The sequence below is a fragment of the Streptomyces sp. B3I8 genome, assembly GCF_030816915.1.
GTDB lineage: Bacteria > Actinomycetota > Actinomycetes > Streptomycetales > Streptomycetaceae > Streptomyces.
Map to the genome: position 1 here is coordinate 697,879 of NZ_JAUSYN010000002.1, position 18,180 is coordinate 716,058.

Consider the following 18,180-nt stretch of genomic DNA (forward strand, 5'->3'; position numbering starts at 1 on the left):
GGCCCCAGGCTCACCCGTGCGGTCACGTGACGAGAATCTCTCCGGGCTCGGGCACCAGGGCTGGTTCCCCGCTCGTTCTTCGGGCACCATCTGCGAGAGCCGCAAACCTACGGCCGCGTAACTTATTGCCGGGAATCCCTTCCCCGGCAGAGCAGGAAGGGGCCACCCCGTCCCATGGCAGAGTTGGTCTACCGCCCCGTCATCGGTTTCGCCCGCACACTGTTCAAGGCGTGGGACCTGAAGATCGACTGCCAGGGCTCGGAGAACATTCCGCGGTCGGGTGGTGCCGTGCTGGTGAGCAATCACATCAGCTATCTGGACTTCGTCTTCGCCGGTCTGGCCGCCCGCCCGCAGAAGCGCCTCGTCCGCTTCATGGCGAAGGACTCGGTGTTCCGGCACCGCATCTCCGGTCCGCTGATGCGCGGCATGCGGCACATCCCGGTCGACCGCGAGCAGGGCGAGGCCGCGTACGAGCACGCGCTGAACTCGTTGCGCTCCGGCGAAGTGGTCGGGATCTTCCCGGAGGCCACGATCTCGCAGTCGTTCACGTTGAAGGGCTTCAAGTCCGGCGCGGCCCGGCTGGCGCAGGACGCGGGGGTGCCGCTGGTCCCGGTGGCGCTGTGGGGCACCCAGCGCCTGTGGACCAAGGGGCACCCGCGCAACTTCAAGCGCAGCCACATCCCCATCAACATCCGGGTGGGCGAGGCGGTCGAGGCCGCGCGCGACCAGTACGCCGGTGTGCTCACCCGGCGGCTGCGGGAGCGCGTCCAGGAACTGCTGGAGGCCGCCCAGCGCGCCTACCCCGTGCGCCCCAAGGGTCCCGGCGACACCTGGTGGATGCCCGCGCACCTGGGCGGCACCGCACCGACGCAGGAGGCGCTGCGCGCCGCCGAGTCCCGCTGAGCGACCGGGCCTTGCGCGGCGCCCGCGCCCCTCAGAGGGCGGCGGGCAGGCTCTCCCACAGCCGGGCCCGGTCGGGGGCGGCGCGCAGCGCCGCCAGGACCGCCGGGTGCGGTGCCGCGTACAGGAGGGGGTAGTCCTCCTCGCCGGCCGCCGGGTCCGGGACCCAGGCCAGTCGCTCGCCGTCCAGGGAGAACCGCGCGTGCACACCGGGCTTGTTGCCGCGCGGGTCCTGCCGGTGCCAGGCGCCGCGGAAGCGGACCGCGACCAGCCCGTGCACGGCGTGCCCGCCGCCGTCGTCGTGGGCGAGGCGCTGGTAGCACAGGGCGGTCGGGATGTCCTCGGCGCGCAGCAGCGCGGCCAGGGCGTGCGCCTTGGCGTGGCAGATGCCGGTGCGGCGCTCCAGGACGCCGGAGGCGCGCCAGGTGACACGCGGGTCCCCGCTGTCCGCCGAGTGAGGAATGGTGTCGCGCACGAATTCGTATGCTGCCTGTGCATAGGCATACGAGTCCGCCACCCCCGCCGCGAGCCGTGCCGCCGTCTGCCGCACCTGCGGATGATGGTGGTCGATGGCCTCGTCGGCGGCGAGATACGCGGAGAGGTCCGGGTCCTGCTGGATGAGCTGCATGCCCCCAGAGCATAGGAAAGCGATCACCCGCGAGTCAATGACTTTACGAGTGACCGCATACCTATGCAGACAGTCGGAGGGGACGGCCCCGCCTACCGCGCCATCTCCTCCTTCAGCGCGGCGACGAACGCGTCGACGTCGTCCTCCGTGGTGTCGAACGAGCACATCCAGCGCACCTCGCCCGCCGGCTCGTCCCAGAAGTAGAACCGGAAGCGCTGCTGCAGCCGCTCGGTCACCTCGTGCGGGAGCCGCGCGAAGACGGCGTTGGCCTGCACGGGGTGAAGGATCTCCACGCCGTGCACCGCGCGGACGCCCTCGGCCAGACGCTGGGCCATCTCGTTGGAGTGCCGGGCGTTGCGCAGCCACAGGTCCTTGGCCAGCAGCGCCTCCAACTGCACTGATATGAAGCGCATCTTGGAGGCGAGCTGCATCGACAGCTTGCGCAGGTGCTTCATGTGCCGCACGGCGTCCTGGTTGATGACGACGACGGCCTCGCCGAACAGCGCGCCGTTCTTCGTCCCGCCCAGCGACAGCAGATCGACGCCGACGGCGTTGGTGAACGTCCGCATGGGCACGTCCAGCGAGGCGGCGGCGTTGGCGATGCGGGAGCCGTCGAGGTGGACCGTCATACCGCGGGCATGGGCGTGGTCGCAGATCGCGCGGATCTCGTCGGGCGTGTAGAGGGTGCCGAGTTCGGTGCTCTGGGTGAGCGAGACGACCTGCGGCATCGCGCGGTGCTCGTCGTCCCAGCCGTACGCCTGACGGTCGATCAGCTCGGGGGTGAGCTTGCCGTCCGGGGTGGGCACGGTGAGCAGCTTCAGTCCGCCGACCCGCTCGGGCGCCCCGCACTCGTCGACGTTGATGTGCGCGCTCTCGGCGCAGATCACCGCGCCCCAGCGGTCGGTGACCGCCTGGAGCGCGACGACGTTGGCGCCGGTGCCGTTGAAGACCGGGAAGGCCTCGGCGGTGGGGCCGAAGTGGCCGCGGATCACGCGCTGGAGGTTCTCGGTGTAGTCGTCCTCGCCGTACGACACCTGGTGCCCGCCGTTGGCCACGGCCAGCGCGGCGAGCACCTCCGGGTGTGCCCCGGCGTAGTTGTCGCTGGCGAAGCCGCGCACCTCCGGGTCGTGATGGCGGCGCGCGTCGGTCCTCGGCGGGTTCACGGCGTCGGCGTAGGAAGGGCGTACGGCGTCGGTCCGGGAAGGATTCACGGCTTCTCGGTCAGCCACAGACGGTTTCCGTTCACTTCGGCGGCGGACTTCTGCCAGATGCCGGCGATGGCCTCGGCCAGGTCCTCGACGTCCGTGAAGCCCGCGAACTTCGCGTTGGGCCGGTCGGCGCGCATGGCCTCGTGCACCAACGCCTTGACCACCAGGATCCCAGCCGCCGAGGTCGGCCCGTCCGGGCCCCCCGCCTTGCGGAAGTAGTCCGCCATGGCGAGCGTCCACGCCTCGGCGGCCGCCTTGGCGGCGGAGTAGGCGGCGTTGCCCGCGGTGGGCCGGGTGGCACCGGAGGCGCTGATCAGGACGTACCGGCCGCGGTCGCTGCGCTGCAGCGCCTCGTGGAAGGCGAGGCTGGTGTGCTGAACGGTGCGGATGAGCAGCAGTTCCAGGAAGTCCCAGTCGTCGAGGCTGGTCTTGGTGAAGGTCTCGCTGCCCCGCCAGCCGCCGACGAGGTGGACGAGTCCGTCGACCCGGCCGAAGTCCTTCTCGATGTGCGCGGCCCACTCGTGCGTGGACTTCAGGTCGAGCAGGTCGACGGTGTCCCCGGTGACGGTGGCGCCGCCGTGCGCGAAGCTCGCCGCGTCGACGGCCTCCGCGAGCCGTTCGGGATCGTTGTCCGAGGCGACGACGGTCGCGCCCGCGCCCGCCAGTCGCAGCAGCGTCGCCCGGCCGGCGGGTCCGCCCGCGCCGGCCACCGCGATCACCGCACCGCTGAGAGCTCCGTTGGCCCCGTTCCCCATGTTCTTCGCCTCCTGAGCAGTGGTGGTGCGGTCGCTCACGCGGCGATCCGCTCGGCGGTGTCCGCCGTGATGCCCTTGGTCGAGGCAATCACGTTCTTCAGCTTCTTGGACAGCGCCTCATAGAACATGCTCAGCGGAAACTCGTCCGGCAGCACGTCGTCGACGAGCTTGCGCGGCGGCAGGCTCAGATCGAGGGCGCCGGGCCCCTGCGCCCACTTCGAACCCGGGTGCGGGGAGAGGTAGGTGGAGACCAGCTCGTAGCCGGCGAACCAGTGGACGAGCTTGGGTCGGTCTATGCCGTCCCGGTAGAGCTTCTCGATCTCGGCGCACAGGTCGTTGGTGACCTGCGGAGCGCGCTCCCAGTCGACGGCGAGCTTGTTGTCGGTCCAGCGGACGACGTCGTGCTTGTGCAGGTAGGCGAAAAGGAGCTGGCCGCCGAGACCGTCGTAGTTGCGCACCCGCGCGCCGGTGACCGGGAAGCGGAACATGCGGTCGAACAGCACCGCGTACTGCACGTCACGCGCCTGCGGCACGCCGTCGGCCTGCAGCTTCACGGCCTCACGGAAGGCGGTGAGGTCGCAGCGCAGCTCCTCCAGGCCGTACATCCAGAACGGCTGGCGCTGCTTGATCATGAACGGGTCGAAGGGCAGGTCGCCGTGGCTGTGGGTGCGGTCGTGGACCATGTCCCACAGGACGAACGCCTCCTCGCAGCGCTTCTGGTCGTGGACCATGGCGGCGATGTCCTCGGGCAGTTCCAGGCCGAGCAGGTCGACGGCCGCGGCGGTGACGCGACGGAAGCGGGCGGCCTCGCGGTCGCAGAAGATGCCGCCCCAGGAGAAACGTTCCGGCGCCTCGCGCACGGCGATCGTCTCGGGGAAGAGGACGGCGGAGTTGGTGTCGTAGCCGGCCGTGAAGTCCTCGAAGGTGATGCCGCAGAACAGCGGGTTGTCGTACCGGGTGCGCTCCAGCTCGGCCAGCCAGTCCGGCCACACCATGCGCAGCACGACCGCCTCCAGATTGCGGTCCGGGTTGCCGTTCTGCGTGTACATCGGGAAGACGACCAGGTGCTGCAGGCCGTCCCGGCGGTCGGCCGCGGGGCGGAAGGCGAGCAGTGAGTCCAGGAAGTCGGGCACGGCGAAACCGCCCTCGGCCCAGCGGTCGAGGTCCTCGACGAGCGCCCTGTGGTACGCGGCGTCGTGCGGCAGCAGGGGGGACAGCTTCCCGACGGCCTCGACGACCCGCCGTACGGCCGCCAGGGCGTCGGCGGCGGAGGGGGCGCCCTCGGCGTCGAAGTCGATCGAGCCGTCCTTGGACTGCCATGGCCGGATCTGCTCCACGGCATCCTTGAGCACGGGCCAGGCAGGGTGGTCCACCACCCTGCCCTGCGGAGGAATCGTCCCCTCCGAACCCACCGGCACAAGAATTTCCGTCATGACCCATCCTTCGCGGGAGAAGCTTTGGCAAGAACCGTGAGGACACCGTATGCCCCCACGGTTTCTCCCAGCAAGGGCACCTGCGGCAAATCGTGCGGCGCCACCCCTGCTTCAACCGTCGTTTTTCCCGTCCGAGGCCTTTGAAACGACTACTTCGACACATGGGCCCGCACAGCTCGGTGAGCGTGCGGGCCGGTCTGCGGGCCGGCCGTGCGCTACCACCCCAGGATGTGACCGGCCGACCGGATCCGGCCACCGGAGGCGCCCGGGTCCGGCGGGCGCGTCGGTCAACCGCGTGGGGACGCGCCCACCTGGGAGTGACGCCGTCGGGCGTGGTTCCCGGCCCGCACGGCCGGGTGCTTCCGTTTCGCCGTGTCCGACCGGGTTCAGGGCGGGTGCGGGCCATTAGGCTGCGCCCTGCCGCGTGGGTACGAAGGTGCAGTGCGCGGCAGCCGAGCCGCCGTCGACGGAAGCGAGATGAACCTTGAACTTCCTCACCATCGGTCACCGCGGAGTCATGGGCATCGAGCCCGAGAACACCCTCCGGTCCTTCGTCGCCGCCGAGCGCGCGGGCCTCGACATAATCGAACTGGATCTGCACCTGAGCAAGGACGGAGCCCTCGTCGTCATGCACGACGCCGAGGTGGACCGTACGACCGACGGTGCGGGCCCCATCACCGAGAAGACCCTCGCCGAACTGCGGGCGCTGGACGCCGGCCGGGGCGAGCGTGTGCCGACCTTCGAGGAAGTGCTGGACGCGGTGCGGTCGCCGCTCCAGGCCGAGATCAAGGACGTGGCGGCGGCCCGTGCGCTGGCCGAGGTCATGCGCCGGCGGGACCTGGTCACGCGAGTGGAGGTGATCTCCTTCCACGACGAGGCACTTGCCGAGATCGCCCGGTTGGTACCGGGCGTGCGCACCGCGCTGGTCGCCAGCCGCTACGGCCTGGACGTCGTGGAGCGCGCGGTGGCCGTCGGCGCCACGACGCTCGTGCTCAACATCCGCCGGCTGACCCTGGAGGTCGTCGAGCACGCGCGCAAGGCCGACCTCAGGATCATCGGCTGGGTGGTGAACACCCAGGACCATCTGCGCCTCGTACGGGCCCTGGAGCTGGACGGCGCGACGACCGACTACCCCGAGATCAAGCGCACCGGCCGGTTCACCGCCTGACCGGCACGCGGGCGCCGCCCTACGGCCGCGCCGCCGGGGTGCCGTCGGTCGCCGCCGGGGCCCGGTCGGTCGCCGCCGAAGTGCCGTCGGTGTCGTGGACCAGCGGTTTGACCAGGAGTTCGAACCGCAGGTCGTCGCGGAGGGGTATGCCGAAGCGCTCGTCGCCGTACGGGAAGGAGCTGATCCGGCCCGTACGGCGGTAGCCGCGGCGCTCGTACCAGGCGATCAGGTCCTCGCGCACGGAGATCACCGTCATCTGCATCTCGGTGACGCCCCAGCTCTCCCGCGCCGTCCGCTCCGCCTCGGCCAGCACCGCCCGGCCGAGGCCGCCGCCCTGCAGCCCCGGGCGGACCGCGAACATGCCGAAGTAGGCGCTCCCCCCGCGGTGCTCCAGCTGGCAGCAGGCGACGAGCGAGCCGTCCCGCTCCACGACGAGCAGCCTGCTGTCGGGCGACCTGACGACCTCCAGCACGCCCTCGGCGTCGGTCCGCTGCCCTTCGAGAATGTCCGCCTCGGTGGTCCAGCCCGTCCGGCTGGAGTCCCCGCGGTACGCCGACTCGACGAGCGCGACGAGCGCCTCGACGTCGGCTTCGGTGGCGTCGCGGTAGGTCAGCGGGACGGCGGTGACGGCGCTGTCCATGGGGTGGCTCCGATCTGTCGCACGGCACGGCAGGAAAGAGACTAACCGCGGGGTCCGACAGGTCCTAGGCTGATCAGGCATGGTGCATGTACTGAGCAGCCGGGTCCTGCTGCGCCCCACCGATCCCGAGCGTTCCCGCACGTTCTACAGCGAGCTGCTGGGGCTCCCCGTGTACCGCGAGTTCGGCACGGGTCCGGAGCGGGGCACCGTCTACTTCCTCGGCGGCGGTTTCCTGGAGGTCTCCGGCCGTTCCGAGGCCCCCCTCGCGCCCGCTGTCCGGCTGTGGCTGCAGGTCGCGGACGCCGCCGCGGCCCACGAGGAGCTGGTGGCGAAGGGGGTCGCGGTCCTGCGGCCGCCGGTGAGGGAGCCGTGGGGGCTGGTCGAGATGTGGATCGAGGACCCGGACGGGGTCCGGATCGTCCTCGTGGAGGTCCCGGCCGACCATCCGATGCGGTACCGGCCGGGCATCTGAGCCGGCGTGTGTACGAGCAGCCGGGCGGCCGCACGGCCGTGGGTCCGGCGGCCTCCCGCGGCGGGCGGGGACGGAGGGCCGCGTGCCCGCCCTGCCGGTCCCGCGCCGGGGACGGTGCGGGCGGGCCGGTGGGAGAACCGTGTGCGGTCAGCCGCGCGGGCCGCCGAGGCGGCCCTCCAGCTGGATCAGCAGCTCGCCGAGGATGCCGGCGAGCCCGTCCTGCCGTGCGTCGTCGAGACCGGAGAGCGCGGCCGCCTCGTAGGCGAGCTGTTCGGGCAGGACCGAGTCGACCAGGTCCCGGCCGGCGTCGGTGAGGCGGACGTGGGCGACCCGGCGGTCGCGGTCGTCCCCGCGCCGCTCGACCAGACCGCGTTCGCTCAGTTGTTTGAGCCGCTTGGTGACGGCCGCACCGGAGGAGAAGGTCTCCCGGGCCAGTTCGCCCGGGGTCAGCTCGTGGTCGGTGCGCCGCAGGGTGCCGAGGACGTCGAACTCGGGCTTGGTGAGCCCGGCGTGGCGCAGCGGGGCGTCCTCCGCCTGCTGGAGGAGGGCGGCGCAGCGGTTGATGCGGCCGATGATCTCCATGGGGCGGGTGTCGATGTCGGGGCGCACGGCCCGCCACTGCCGCACGACGGCGGCCACCGTGTCGTGGGCGACGGCGCGGGCGGTGTCGTGCGGAGGGCCGGGGACTGTGCCGTGCGGAGGGGCGGGGGCGGCCGTCCGGTCCTCCCGGGCTTCTCCGCCGTCCGCCGTGTGCGCCGCGCCCGCCGCCTTCGCCGCCGTCATGCCCGTGTGTCCTCCGAGGTGTGCGCCGTGTGCAGTCCCTGACGTCGTACCGTCGCGGCGAGCGTACGGTGTGCCGCTCGCTCGGCCGTCGGCACCCGCTCCTCGGGCAGCGCGTGTTGCCACCACTCGCCGGCCGCGGTGTCGGCGGCGGCGCGCAGATCGACGACGGCGGCGGCCAGCGCGCGCCGCGCGGACTCCAGCGCGGCGGGCGCCGGGTGCTCGGCGGCCACCGTGCGCGCCGCGTGCTCCGTCGCGCGCTCTACCGTGCCGAGCGCCCGTTCGACCCGGTCGCCGGCCCGCCGGTTGGTGACGACGACGGCCGCGACGAAGCCGGCCAGCGCGCCCACGAGCGTGTCCAGCACCCGGTCGACGATCAGCTCGCCCGGCTGCTGCAGCCGCGCGAACTCGGTGACGAGCAGCGCCATCGGGGTCACACAGACGGTGCCGAGCCAGTAGTTGCGGCCCATCAGCGCCTCGGCGGCGAAGTTGAACGCCAGACAGCACAGCACGAGGACCACCGGGGCGAGGTGGGCGAGTGGGACGACCGCCGCGAAGAGCAGGACGCCCAGGACATTGCCGACGACGCGCTGGACGGCGCGGCTCCAGGTGAGCGTGACGTTGGCCTGGTAGAGGGAGGCGGCGGTGACGAGCGCCCAGTACGGGCGGCCGACGCCGAGCGCGAGCGCGGCGGTACCGGCGAGGGCGCAGCCGAGCGCGGTGCGCAGAGCGACGGGAGCCAGGTGGCCCGGCCCGCCGCGCAGCGGCCGTGCGGGGGCGTCGAGTGCGGCTTCCGCCTCGGTGCCGGTGCCGAGGAGTTCCTCGGCCGGCTCCCCCGGACCGCCGGCCTCGGGGACGGGTCCGTTGCCGCGCAGGGCGAGGGCCCGGTTCCGCAGTCGTTCGGGGTCGGTGTCGGCGGGCGCGGCGAGCGCGACCTCCGCGCGGACCAGGAGACGCCGCAGGGCCGGGCGCGTGGGGGTCGAGCGGGTGGGGATCGAACGGGCCGGGGTCGAGCTGGGGATCGAGCGGGTCGGGGTCGAGCGCGTGGGCGGCAGCAGGGACTGCCAGGCGGTCTGGACGGCGGCCGCGGCCGCGGCGCGCGCCCGGCCCGCGTTCTCGCCGGTGCCGCCCGTCGCGGCGTACGCGGCGGCCGCCCGCAGCGCCTGGGCCGTCGTACGGCGCTCGGGTCCGTGCGGCCGGACGAGACCCGGGGCCATGCCGACGGTCCACGCCCAGGCCCCGGTGCCGGCGGCCAGGGCCAGGTGCCCCGGGACCTGCCCGAGGGACTGGGGCACGAACAGGGCGGCCGAGGTGATGAAGGTGAGGACGACGTGTCCGGGCGGGCCGATGCGGGTCGCGTCGCACAGGGTCTTCTGCACGGCGGCGATCAGCGCGCCGACAAGCACCAGGACGAGGGCGTCGGTGGTGAGCGAGGCCGTCACCAGGGCGACGGCGAGGCCGGTGAGCATGCCGGCCACCACCAGGGCGAGGGTGCGGGCCCGCGCCGCGTACGGGCGGCTGTGCGCGTAGAGGGCGCAGAGTCCGCCCGCCATCGCGTACATCGCCAGGTCGAGGCGGCCGACGGCGAGCAGGACGAGGTTGGGCGGCGCGACGGCGGCGACGCTGCTCAGCGCGGGTTTGAACCAGATGTCGGACGGGCTGCCCAGGCGCAGGACGGCGAGGAGCGGGAGTCGACGGATCCGTGGGGGCTTGGCATGGGCACCGGGCATGGAAAAACATTAACATGTGTTTTACTCGTGAAATATTCGCCTGCGGCTCCCGCGCCCCGTGGAGGCGCGGCATGAGACGCGCGCTCCCCCGGCTACCTCTTTGCGCCCTTTTGCGCGTCCTCCCGCCGGGGCATGCCCTGACCGACTGTGAGAACCGGCCGCGATGACCGGCCGTCCGACCGCCGTCTCCCCGCGGGAGGCGGCACCGACGATCGGGGGGTACGGGTGCACGGATCGACTTCGCCCGAGTGGCTGCTCGTCGCGCTGTGCGCGGTGACCGGGGCCTACTGCCTGCTGCGCACGCGCAGCGCCGTCGCGGAGCAGCGCCGGGCGGCGGGCGCCGAGGCACTGATGGGATTCGGCATGGCTGCCATGGCGGTACCGGCCACGGTAGTGGCACCGCCGGACTGGGCGTGGGGCGTGTGCGCGCTGGTGTTCGGTGCGGCGGCGATACGCGAGGGGTGGGCGGCCCGGGCGGGAGGGCACCATCTGCACCATCTCGTGGGCACGGGTGCGATGGTCTACATGGCGGCCGCCATGTCCGTCTCCCCCGCTTCCGGCCACCACGGGCACGGCTCGGCCGCGGGACCGCCCGGCGTGACGGGGGTGCTCGCGCTGTACTTCGCCGGGTATGTGCTGTGGTCGGGCGCCCGGCTGGTACCGGCCCCGACGGTGGTCGTCGGCAGTGGCGGCGGCCGGGGGTCCGTGCTGTGGCGGGACCGGGTCGAGCTGGCGCGGGCCTGCCGGCTGTCCATGGCGATGGGGATGCTCGCGATGCTGCTGATGAGATGAGGCCGCCGGGGAGGCGCGGGCGGGTCGACGGCCGAGGGCGCGGAGCACGGGGGCGCGGGGGCAGGGAGGGGGCGGTCGGTCGCACGTACCGGGGCGTACGAAAGGGGCTCGCGGGGTCGTGGGCCCCGTGTCGCGCCCCGCCGCTCCGGCGCGACCGCTCGCGGGCCGGGGCGTGCGCCACTCGGTCGTGGCGTGCGTCACTTTGCGGAGACGGCGCGTATCCCGAGGCACCGCCCGGCTCATAGTCTTCACCCATGATGGTTCCCGCGGCACTGCTGCTGCTCGGCGCCTTGACCGCCGTCGTCGCCCCACGGCTGCTCGCCCGGGCCGACTGGCCGGACCGGGAACCCGTGGTCGCCCTGTGGGTGTGGCAGTGCGTCGTGGCGGCCGTCCTCGTCTGCTGCGTCCTGTCGATGACCCTGAGCGCGGCCGGCGCCTGGGCGGCCGTGCGCGGACACGTGTTCGCCCCTGCCCCGCACTCCGTCGTCAACGCCTACGCGCTGAGCCCGGGCGGCGGTTGGGCCGCCGCGACGGCGGTCACGCTGGCGTGCGGCGGGCTGTGGAGCGGCGCCATGCTGGTGCGGGAGATTCTCCGGGCCCGCGCCCACCTCCGGCGCAGCCGGAAGGAACTCCTCGTACGCTCGCCGCTGCTGCCCGGCGAGGAGCCGGAATCCGACCGGCTGGTGATCATCGAGGGCGAGCGCCCGGACGCCTGGTGGCTGCCCGGAACCGCACCGCGGCTCGCCCTCACCACCGCCGCCCTGCGCCGGCTCGAGGGGCGGCAGCTCGACGCGGTGCTCGCGCACGAGCAGGGGCACGCGCAGGCCCGGCACGACTGGCTGCTGCACTGTTCCGACGCACTGGCCAACGGGTTCCCCCAGGTTCCGGTGTTCGCCGCGTTCCGGGACGAGATGCACCGGCTGGTCGAGCTGGCCGCCGACGACACGGCCTCCCGCCGCTTCGGCCGCCTCACCACCGCCCTGGCCCTGGTCGGACTCAACGAGGACCGGGGCCTGTTCGGCCCCTGTCCCACCCCGCAGGCGCACGTTCCGCAGCGGGTCGACCGACTGCTCACGCCCCCCGACCGGCTCCCGCCGACCCACCGTCTTCGGCTGACCGCCGCGGCAGCCCTGGTCCCGGTGATCCCGGTTCTGGTGGCGTTCGTACCGGGACTGCGGGCACTGGGATAGGCGGGCCGACCGGCCGACCGCCGCACCGCCCCGCGTGTGGCTTCTGGCCCCGCCGGCCGGAGAGGATCGGACCATGCACCCGCCGCACGTCGACGCACCACCGGACGCCCCGGTGTCGCCCTGGGCCACCGCCCGGCGCGGCGCGGTCGTGTGCGCCGCCCTCGCCGTCCCCGCCGTACTGCTGACCGCGCTGGTCGCCTCTTCCTGGCATCCCCTCGTCTCCGCCGACGGCGACCTCGCGCGCGCGGCGCACCGCCGGGCCGTCGGGCATCCCGGTCTCACCCACGCGTGCCGGATCCTGACGGACTGGGTGTGGGACCCGACGACCATGCGGCTGCTGTGCGCGGCCGCCGTCGTGTGGCTGGCGCGGCGTCGCTCCGCCCGGCTGCTCGCGCTGTGGGTGGCGGCCACGTGCGCGCTGGGGACCCTGCTGCAGCAGTCCCTCAAGGCCCTGGTCGGCCGACCGCGTCCGGTGTGGCCCGATCCCGTCGACTCCGCCCACTACGCCGCCTTCCCCTCCGGTCACGCCCTGACGGCGACGGTGGTGTGCGGGCTGCTGCTGTGGCTGCTGCGCCGGTACGGCGCCGGCCGGGTGCTGTGGCGGACGGCGGTGGCCGTCGCCGTCGTGTCGGTCGTGGGGGTGGGACTGACCCGTGTCTGGCTGGGCGTGCACTGGCCCACGGACGTCGTCGGCGGCTGGCTGCTCGGCGCCCTGCTGGTCGCCCTGGCTGTCGTGACGTACGAGCACCGGTACGGCGCCCCGCACGTGCCCGCCCACCGGCCGGAGCGGCAGCCCTGACCGGCCTCGGCAGTGCCCTTCGCCGGATGTCGCCGGGCGGAACGTCCCGTTCAGCCCTGGTAGTTCTCGACCTGCGAGACCGGGCGCGCCCGGGCCTCGTCGGGGTTCTCGCCGAACTCCGTCTTCGCGCGCCGTCGGCGCAGCAGGTCCCAGCACTGGTCCAGTTCCCGCTCGATGTCGCCGAGCCGCCGGTGTTCGGTGTCGCTGTCGATCCGGCCGGACGTGAGGGCGTCGCGCAGGGCGCGTTCCTCGTCCACCATGGCCGTGATCCTGCCGAGAATCTGCTGCTCGTCCATGTCCGTATGCCTCCTGGGGCTCCCGCCCCACTCTAGGGAGGCTGTCGCCGCACTGCGACACCTGCGACACCTGCGACACCTGTACGAAGGCCGAACCCGGCTTCGGACTCGAACCGGACCCACGGCCCGGTCCCGGCCCCCCGCACGCCTGTCTTGGGCGATCCCCCGCGTCGCCCAAGACAGACGGCAGCCCCAAAACCCGCGCCGACCGGGTCCGGGGTGCGTTGAGTATAGTTGGCTGGCAGCCAGTCAACGCAGGAGTTACAGAATGTCGCCGCGCAGCGCCTCGGTCAATGAAGAATTGCGGCGACGTTCCCGGGAGCGGCTCTTGCACGCCGCCGTGCAACTCGTCAGCGAACGCGGATACGACGCGACGACGCTGGCCGACATCGCCGACCGCGCCGGCTCGGCGCGGGGGCTGGTGTCGTACTACTTCCCCGGCAAGCGGCAACTGCTGCAGTCGGCGGTGCACCGGCTGATGCACCGCACGCTGGAGGAAGGCCTCGAACGCGCGCCGGCGACCGACGACGGCCCCGAGCGCATGGCGCGGGCGATCGACGCCATCCTCGGTCTGACGCGGGACCACCCGGTACTCATGCGGCAGCACATGGCGGGGATCCTGCAGGCCGAGGGCTTCGTGCAGTGCCCCGAGCAGCAACGGCTGGCGGAGCTGCTGCGCCAGACGGTCGTCCGCAACGGCTCGGACCGTCCCGACCGGGACTACCCCATGCTGCGTGCCCTGCTGATGGGTGCGGTGTACGCGGCCCTGGTGCCCGGGGCGCCGATGCCGCTGCCGGTGCTGCGGGCGGAACTGTTCCGCAGGTACGGCCTCGCGTGGGAACAGGGGATGCCGCCCGGGGCCGACGCGTCCGCGGGGGCGCAGGGGGCGCACGGGAGGAATCTGTCGCGCTTCTTCGCCACCGAAGACCGCGACGGCGCGCGCGAGGAGCGCACAGGGCGGGCGGAGGACGAGCGACCGGAGCCGGACGGCACGCCAGGGGGGGCGCGGCTCGGGCCGTGAGCGTCCGCACGCGGGGGCGACTCGTCGTGTCCGCCGGGGGCGGCCAGTTGTGTCCACCGAGAGCGACCCGTCGCCTTCTCCGGGGGCGGGCGGCTCAGCCGGCCGTGCGTCCCCCGGCCGGTCCGAAGCGTGCCCAGTCCTCGTCCCACCGGTCCAGCCGACGGCGCTCCAGCCGGCCGCGCAGGAGGCGTCCGCCCACCAGCGGAACCGTCGCGGCGGCGGCTCCCGTCAGGGCGCCGATCAGGGCGGCGCGTGTCGCGGCCGTGGCGGCGGAGGGAGGCTTGCCGACCAGCAGGCCCGCCGTGTCCGTCCACACCGGGACCGGGGTGCCCCGCGCACTGCCGACCTGGACCCGGGCCTGACCGGTGCGGACGGAGCCGTCGGGGGCTGTCCAGCGGGCCCGGGCCCACACGCGGGCGCCGTCGGCGGCGGAGGCGGGCGCGTTCTCCAGGAGCCGGGCCACCGCGGGTCGCCACTCGGCACGCTCCCGGGCGAGGGTCCGTGCCACGGTGTGCGTGGCCGCGAGGCCGGCCAGCACACCGCCGGCCACGGTGACGGTCCAGGCGATCAGCACCACCCAGGCCTCGACCGAGTCGCTGCGGCGGCGCAGCGGATTGCGCCGCCACCGCCACAGCCAGACCTTCCGCCGCCGGAACGCCACCATCGTCGGCACCCTCCTCACCACCCGGGACCACCTGCCGGCCGGACGTCCTCCCGCACGCCCTCCGTGACACGGCCCGCCGCCGTCGCCCCGCTCACGCCAGGTGCGTCGTCCGCGTCGCCGTGCGCCGCGCCGGCCGTCCGGGTACCCGTCCGGGATGGCCGTACCAAGCGTCCGGGCGCCGCGGCCCAGCCGTGCAGCAGCCGCGCCGGAGCCGTCCCGGGGCCACTGTCGGTGGTCGGGTGCAGACTGACCCGTGTCTGGACCGACGAGGTTTCGGAGGTGGTCGGCATGTCCGACGTCCTGCTCACCGTGGGCACCCGCAAGGGGCTGTTCATCGGACGCCGTCGCGGTGGCGTCTGGGAGTTCGACGAGCGGCCGTACTTCAACGCGCAGGCGGTCTACTCGGTCGCGATCGACACCCGCGGGCCGTCGCCTCGGCTGCTCGCGGGAGGGGACAGCGCGCACTGGGGCCCGTCGGTCTTCCACTCCGACGACCTCGGGCACACGTGGACCGAGCCCGCGAAGCCCGCCGTGAAGTTCCCGCAGGACACGGGGGCGTCGCTGGAGCGGGTGTGGCAGTTGCACCCGGCCGCCGCGGAGCCCGACGTGGTGTACGCGGGCACGGAACCGGCGGCGCTGTACCGCTCGGAGGACAGAGGGGAGAGTTTCTCCCTGGTCCGCCCGCTGTGGGAGCACCCGACGCGGGACAGATGGGTGCCGGGCGGCGGCGGTGAGGGCCTGCACACGGTGCTCACCGACCGGCGGGACGCCGGCGCGGTGACGGTCGCGGTCTCCACCGCGGGCGTGTTCCGCACCCGGGACGGCGGCGCGAGCTGGGAGCCGTCCAACTCCGGGGTCTCGGCGGTCTTCCTGCCCGACCCCGACCCCGAGTTCGGCCAGTGCGTCCACAAGGTCGCCCGGGACGCCGCCGACCCCGACCGGCTCTACCTGCAGAACCACTGGGGCGTGTACCGCAGTGACGACAGCGGTGCGCGCTGGACCGACATCGGCGAGGGACTGCCGTCGACGTTCGGGTTCGCGGTGGCCGCGCATCCGCACCGCGGGGACACCGCGTACGTCTTCCCGATCAACGCCGACGCCGACCGGGTCCCGGCGGACCACCGGTGCCGCGTCTTCCGCACCGCCGACGCGGGCGGCACGTGGGAACCGCTGTCCGCGGGGCTGCCCCGGGAGGATCACTACGGGACGGTGCTGCGCGACGCGATGTGCACGGACGACGCCGACCCGGCGGGCGTGTACTTCGGCAACCGGAACGGCGAGGTGTACGCCTCGTCCGACGACGGCGACAGCTGGCGCCAGTTGGCCTCGCACCTGCCGGACGTGCTGTGCGTACGGGCGGCGGTGATCGGATGAGCGGCACCGCGCCGCCGGCGGTCGGCGGGGCGCGGTCGGCGTCGGGTTCGGTCGGTGATCGATTCGGGGTGGATCATCCGCGAGAACGTCGGCTCCGCTGCGCTGGGTTGGGCGCGGCTCGATGACAATGTGGTTCCGTTACTCGCGTTCGGCACCGCATCGTGAGCTGAAGGCGGGTCGTCGGCGATGATGCCCCGCGCCGCAGTCGCCAGCTCCGGCCGGACAGCGACCACGCGCGGTCGGCGTCATGGGAGCGCGGCGGGGCCGGGCCCCGCGGCCCGCCCGCCGCGGTGATCTGGCAGTGATGCTGGTGGCTGGAGGGCACAAGTCGATGGCCCGGAGACGACCGGTCCATTCCTGCCCGGCACGGCCGGAGCGCCCGTGCCAGTGAAGCTGCTGCTCAGCGCGCCTCCGTCACATCCTCGTGCGCCGCGGGAGTGGTGTTGTGCTCGTGGATCAGACGCAGTGCCTCGTCGCGGTCGCGGCGCTCGAGGGCGTCGACGAGGTCGCGGTGCAGGGCGTGGCGGGTGGCGATGTAGTCGGGCAGCGGCTGTTCGCCGGCCGGCAGTACGGACAGGGTGTGGGACTCGATCAGGTCCAGCAGGTGGGTGTAGAGGGAGCTGAGGAGTGCGTTGGGGCTGATTGAGGCGATCGCGGCGTGCAGGCGCCAGTTGGCGTGAACGAAGGCGACCGGGTCGGTGCCGTTCACGGCGTTCTCCATCGCGGTGATGTGGCGGCGCAGCCCGGCAAGGTCGGCGGGCGAGGCGTGCCACAGGGCGTCCTCGATCAGCAGGGGGTCGAGGGCGTCGCGGATGCGTACCGCGTCAGCGACGTCGTTCTGCTGGGAGTCCAGGGCCAGGACGGAGTTACCGAGGCGGACCATGGGGGACTGCTCGGCACTGAACAGTCCGCCGCCGGGTCCCGGCTTGACGGTGACCAGGCCACGGGACTGCAGCAGCCGCAGCGCTTCGTTGAACGTGCCCACCGACACCTCGCACAAGGTGCGCAGCTCTTCCTTGGTGCCCAGCCGGGAGCCGGGGGGCACGGTCTCGATCACCTTGGCGACGCGTTCTGCCGCGAGCTCGGCACGCCCGGATCCGCTGGCGCGGCCCTCACCGCCACGGCCGCTGCGCACCATGGCTGCGCCGGCGCCCTGGCTCCTGCCGCGCCGCTGGTCGGCATCCAGGACGGCCTCGACGGGCGAGGGCCGGTGATCCGGCGTCCGCTCGGTGCGCTCGGGTGTGGCAGCCACAGAGACTCCTCCAACATATTCATCATGATGGTTTCCGGCGGAACTCTTGACGCACGGTTCCCGCCGACGCAACATCAAGGTAATCATCATGCTGAATTGCCGGCGGGTGAGCAAGGGCTCCATCGTCGCTGGCGGAGGCCGGGCTCGTCCGGCCGGTTGGTGAGCCGCCGCGGTTCAGGACGCCGCGGGTGAGCTGCTCCGTCCCACACGTTCGGGAGACACATCGTGCGTATCGCCAATCTTTCCGGTCGCCTGGCCCTGATCATCGACGGCAGGGCTGTCGATGTCGAGGAGGCCAGTGGCGGCCGTTTTTCCGCTGACCCGCAGGCGGTCTACGAACAGTGGGGGGATTTCCGGGCCTGGGCCGAGAGCGCGGCGCTGCCGGCTGGTGCGGTCTTCGAAGCGGCCGCACTCGGCTCGCCCGCCCCTGCCCCGCGCCAGACCCTGGGGATCGGCCTGAACTACCGCGACCACGCCGCTGAATCAGGGTTCGTGGCACCGGAGGGACTGCCGCCGGTGTTCACCAAGTACGTCACCAGCATCAGCGGCCCCGTCACCGAGGTGACCCTGCCGCCCGGCGGGCACACGGACTGGGAGGTCGAGTTGGTGGCCGTCATCGGCCGGTATGCCCGGGACGTGGCAGAGGCCGACGCCTGGAGCCATGTCGCCGGCCTGGCCGCCGGGCAGGACATCTCCGAGCGCGTGACGCAACTGGCCGGCCCGGCACCGCAGTTCGGCCTCGCCAAGTCCTTCCCCGGATTCGCGCCGATCGGCCCGTGGCTGGTCACCCCGGATGAGTTCGACAACCCCGATGACCTCGAACTGCGATGCGCGATCAACGGCGAGGAGGTCCAGAAGGGCCGTACCAGGGACCTGATCTTCTCCGTTCCGGCCTTGGTCGCCGGCCTGTCCGCGGTGCTGCCGCTGCTGCCCGGTGACGTCATCTTCACCGGCACGCCCGCCGGAGTGGGCCTTGGGCGTGACCCGCAGCGCTGGCTGGCCCCCGGCGACGAGCTCGTCTCCACGATCGAGGGCATCGGCGAGCTGCGACAGACCTTCGTCGCCTGAGAGCAGCGGT

The 18,180-nt window shown here is 73.1% G+C and carries 19 protein-coding genes; 9 read left to right on the forward strand and 10 right to left on the reverse strand.

Annotated features, from left to right (window positions below):
• The first annotated feature begins 174 nt into the window (after positions 1-174).
• Positions 175-903 (forward strand): 1-acyl-sn-glycerol-3-phosphate acyltransferase, encoded by a 729-nt coding sequence (locus tag QFZ64_RS05350; protein ID WP_307062851.1) that lies wholly within the window; start codon positions 175-177, stop codon positions 901-903.
• A gap of 31 nt (positions 904-934) precedes the next feature.
• On the opposite strand, the gene QFZ64_RS05355 is transcribed toward QFZ64_RS05350, so the two are convergent.
• The 4 genes from QFZ64_RS05355 to QFZ64_RS05370 all read right to left on the reverse strand — a co-directional run bounded on the left by QFZ64_RS05355 (position 935) and on the right by QFZ64_RS05370 (position 4,924).
• Entirely contained in the window at positions 935-1,528 is a 594-nt protein-coding gene (locus QFZ64_RS05355) for a transglutaminase domain-containing protein (RefSeq protein ID WP_307062853.1), read from the reverse strand.
• A 92-nt stretch (positions 1,529-1,620) separates the two neighbouring features.
• Positions 1,621-2,691 carry a low specificity L-threonine aldolase gene (locus QFZ64_RS05360; RefSeq protein ID WP_307071583.1) on the reverse strand — a complete coding sequence of 357 codons (1,071 nt, stop codon included), beginning with the start codon at positions 2,689-2,691 and terminating at the stop codon, positions 1,621-1,623.
• A gap of 44 nt (positions 2,692-2,735) precedes the next feature.
• Positions 2,736-3,491, reverse strand: coding sequence for an SDR family NAD(P)-dependent oxidoreductase (locus tag QFZ64_RS05365; RefSeq protein ID WP_307071584.1), 756 nt, complete (start codon positions 3,489-3,491; stop codon positions 2,736-2,738).
• A gap of 35 nt (positions 3,492-3,526) precedes the next feature.
• Positions 3,527-4,924, reverse strand: coding sequence for a DUF6421 family protein (locus QFZ64_RS05370; RefSeq protein WP_307062855.1), 1,398 nt, complete (start codon positions 4,922-4,924; stop codon positions 3,527-3,529).
• A 484-nt stretch (positions 4,925-5,408) separates the two neighbouring features.
• On the opposite strand from QFZ64_RS05370, the gene QFZ64_RS05375 reads away from it, so the two are divergent.
• Positions 5,409-6,092, forward strand: coding sequence for a glycerophosphodiester phosphodiesterase family protein (locus tag QFZ64_RS05375; RefSeq protein WP_307062857.1), 684 nt, complete (start codon positions 5,409-5,411; stop codon positions 6,090-6,092).
• Between the two features lie 19 nt (positions 6,093-6,111).
• Here QFZ64_RS05375 and QFZ64_RS05380 read toward each other — a convergent pair whose 3' ends face one another.
• Positions 6,112-6,732: a GNAT family N-acetyltransferase gene (locus QFZ64_RS05380; RefSeq protein WP_307062859.1), complete on the reverse strand. Its 621-nt coding sequence runs from the start codon at positions 6,730-6,732 to the stop codon at positions 6,112-6,114.
• A 79-nt stretch (positions 6,733-6,811) separates the two neighbouring features.
• Between QFZ64_RS05380 and QFZ64_RS05385 the strand changes: the two genes are divergently transcribed.
• Entirely contained in the window at positions 6,812-7,204 is a 393-nt protein-coding gene (locus QFZ64_RS05385; RefSeq protein ID WP_307062862.1) for a VOC family protein, read from the forward strand.
• Positions 7,205-7,351: 147 nt separating this feature from the next.
• On the opposite strand, the gene QFZ64_RS05390 is transcribed toward QFZ64_RS05385, so the two are convergent.
• Together QFZ64_RS05390 and QFZ64_RS05395 are read right to left on the reverse strand one after the other, a co-directional pair.
• On the reverse strand, positions 7,352-7,987 hold the full coding sequence (locus QFZ64_RS05390; RefSeq protein ID WP_307062864.1) for a MarR family winged helix-turn-helix transcriptional regulator: 636 nt from the start codon (positions 7,985-7,987) through the stop codon (positions 7,352-7,354).
• Positions 7,984-9,714 (reverse strand): FUSC family protein, encoded by a 1,731-nt coding sequence (locus tag QFZ64_RS05395; RefSeq protein WP_307062867.1) that lies wholly within the window; start codon positions 9,712-9,714, stop codon positions 7,984-7,986. The genes QFZ64_RS05390 and QFZ64_RS05395 overlap by 4 nt, the downstream gene beginning before the upstream one ends.
• 225 nt (positions 9,715-9,939) lie before the next feature.
• On the opposite strand from QFZ64_RS05395, the gene QFZ64_RS05400 reads away from it, so the two are divergent.
• The 3 genes from QFZ64_RS05400 (at position 9,940) to QFZ64_RS05410 (ending at position 12,495) form a co-directional block, all read left to right on the forward strand.
• Positions 9,940-10,506, forward strand: a complete 567-nt coding sequence (locus QFZ64_RS05400; protein ID WP_307062869.1) for a DUF5134 domain-containing protein — start codon at positions 9,940-9,942, stop codon at positions 10,504-10,506.
• Between the two features lie 254 nt (positions 10,507-10,760).
• On the forward strand, positions 10,761-11,696 hold the full coding sequence (locus QFZ64_RS05405) for a M56 family metallopeptidase (protein WP_307062870.1): 936 nt from the start codon (positions 10,761-10,763) through the stop codon (positions 11,694-11,696).
• 73 nt (positions 11,697-11,769) lie between these two features.
• Positions 11,770-12,495, forward strand: coding sequence for a phosphatase PAP2 family protein (locus QFZ64_RS05410; RefSeq protein WP_307062872.1), 726 nt, complete (start codon positions 11,770-11,772; stop codon positions 12,493-12,495).
• A gap of 50 nt (positions 12,496-12,545) precedes the next feature.
• Here the strand turns inward: QFZ64_RS05410 and QFZ64_RS05415 are convergent, their stop codons facing one another.
• On the reverse strand, positions 12,546-12,791 hold the full coding sequence (locus tag QFZ64_RS05415) for a DUF2630 family protein (RefSeq protein WP_307062874.1): 246 nt from the start codon (positions 12,789-12,791) through the stop codon (positions 12,546-12,548).
• 268 nt (positions 12,792-13,059) lie between these two features.
• Between QFZ64_RS05415 and QFZ64_RS05420 the strand changes: the two genes are divergently transcribed.
• Complete coding sequence (locus QFZ64_RS05420) at positions 13,060-13,812, forward strand: TetR/AcrR family transcriptional regulator (protein ID WP_307062876.1); 753 nt, start codon at positions 13,060-13,062, stop codon at positions 13,810-13,812.
• 94 nt (positions 13,813-13,906) lie between these two features.
• Here the strand turns inward: QFZ64_RS05420 and QFZ64_RS05425 are convergent, their stop codons facing one another.
• Complete coding sequence (locus tag QFZ64_RS05425) at positions 13,907-14,473, reverse strand: hypothetical protein (protein WP_307071585.1); 567 nt, start codon at positions 14,471-14,473, stop codon at positions 13,907-13,909.
• A gap of 234 nt (positions 14,474-14,707) precedes the next feature.
• Here QFZ64_RS05425 and QFZ64_RS05430 point away from each other — a divergent pair, with 234 nt between their 5' ends.
• Positions 14,708-15,850, forward strand: coding sequence for a WD40/YVTN/BNR-like repeat-containing protein (locus tag QFZ64_RS05430; RefSeq protein WP_373430553.1), 1,143 nt, complete (start codon positions 14,708-14,710; stop codon positions 15,848-15,850).
• Between the two features lie 400 nt (positions 15,851-16,250).
• Here the strand turns inward: QFZ64_RS05430 and QFZ64_RS05435 are convergent, their stop codons facing one another.
• Positions 16,251-17,102: a FadR/GntR family transcriptional regulator gene (locus QFZ64_RS05435; protein WP_307062880.1), complete on the reverse strand. Its 852-nt coding sequence runs from the start codon at positions 17,100-17,102 to the stop codon at positions 16,251-16,253.
• Between the two features lie 225 nt (positions 17,103-17,327).
• On the opposite strand from QFZ64_RS05435, the gene QFZ64_RS05440 reads away from it, so the two are divergent.
• A complete protein-coding gene (locus QFZ64_RS05440) occupies positions 17,328-18,170 on the forward strand; it encodes a fumarylacetoacetate hydrolase family protein (protein ID WP_307062883.1) in 843 nt (280 codons plus the stop codon).
• Positions 18,171-18,180: the final 10 nt, after the last annotated feature.

Excerpts from the sequence above, each read along its gene's own strand:
- QFZ64_RS05350 (WP_307062851.1), top strand. The coding sequence starts at position 175 with ATGGCAGAGTTGGTCTACCGCCCCGTCATCGGTTTCGCCCGCACACTG.
- QFZ64_RS05355 (WP_307062853.1), bottom strand. The coding sequence starts at position 1,528 with ATGCAGCTCATCCAGCAGGACCCGGACCTCTCCGCGTATCTCGCCGCC.
- QFZ64_RS05365 (WP_307071584.1), bottom strand. The coding sequence starts at position 3,491 with ATGGGGAACGGGGCCAACGGAGCTCTCAGCGGTGCGGTGATCGCGGTG.
- QFZ64_RS05370 (WP_307062855.1), bottom strand. The coding sequence starts at position 4,924 with ATGACGGAAATTCTTGTGCCGGTGGGTTCGGAGGGGACGATTCCTCCG.
- QFZ64_RS05380 (WP_307062859.1), bottom strand. The coding sequence starts at position 6,732 with ATGGACAGCGCCGTCACCGCCGTCCCGCTGACCTACCGCGACGCCACC.
- QFZ64_RS05385 (WP_307062862.1), top strand. The coding sequence starts at position 6,812 with ATGGTGCATGTACTGAGCAGCCGGGTCCTGCTGCGCCCCACCGATCCC.
- QFZ64_RS05390 (WP_307062864.1), bottom strand. The coding sequence starts at position 7,987 with ATGACGGCGGCGAAGGCGGCGGGCGCGGCGCACACGGCGGACGGCGGA.
- QFZ64_RS05395 (WP_307062867.1), bottom strand. The coding sequence starts at position 9,714 with ATGCCCGGTGCCCATGCCAAGCCCCCACGGATCCGTCGACTCCCGCTC.
- QFZ64_RS05405 (WP_307062870.1), top strand. The coding sequence starts at position 10,761 with ATGATGGTTCCCGCGGCACTGCTGCTGCTCGGCGCCTTGACCGCCGTC.
- QFZ64_RS05410 (WP_307062872.1), top strand. The coding sequence starts at position 11,770 with ATGCACCCGCCGCACGTCGACGCACCACCGGACGCCCCGGTGTCGCCC.
- QFZ64_RS05415 (WP_307062874.1), bottom strand. The coding sequence starts at position 12,791 with ATGGACGAGCAGCAGATTCTCGGCAGGATCACGGCCATGGTGGACGAG.
- QFZ64_RS05420 (WP_307062876.1), top strand. The coding sequence starts at position 13,060 with ATGTCGCCGCGCAGCGCCTCGGTCAATGAAGAATTGCGGCGACGTTCC.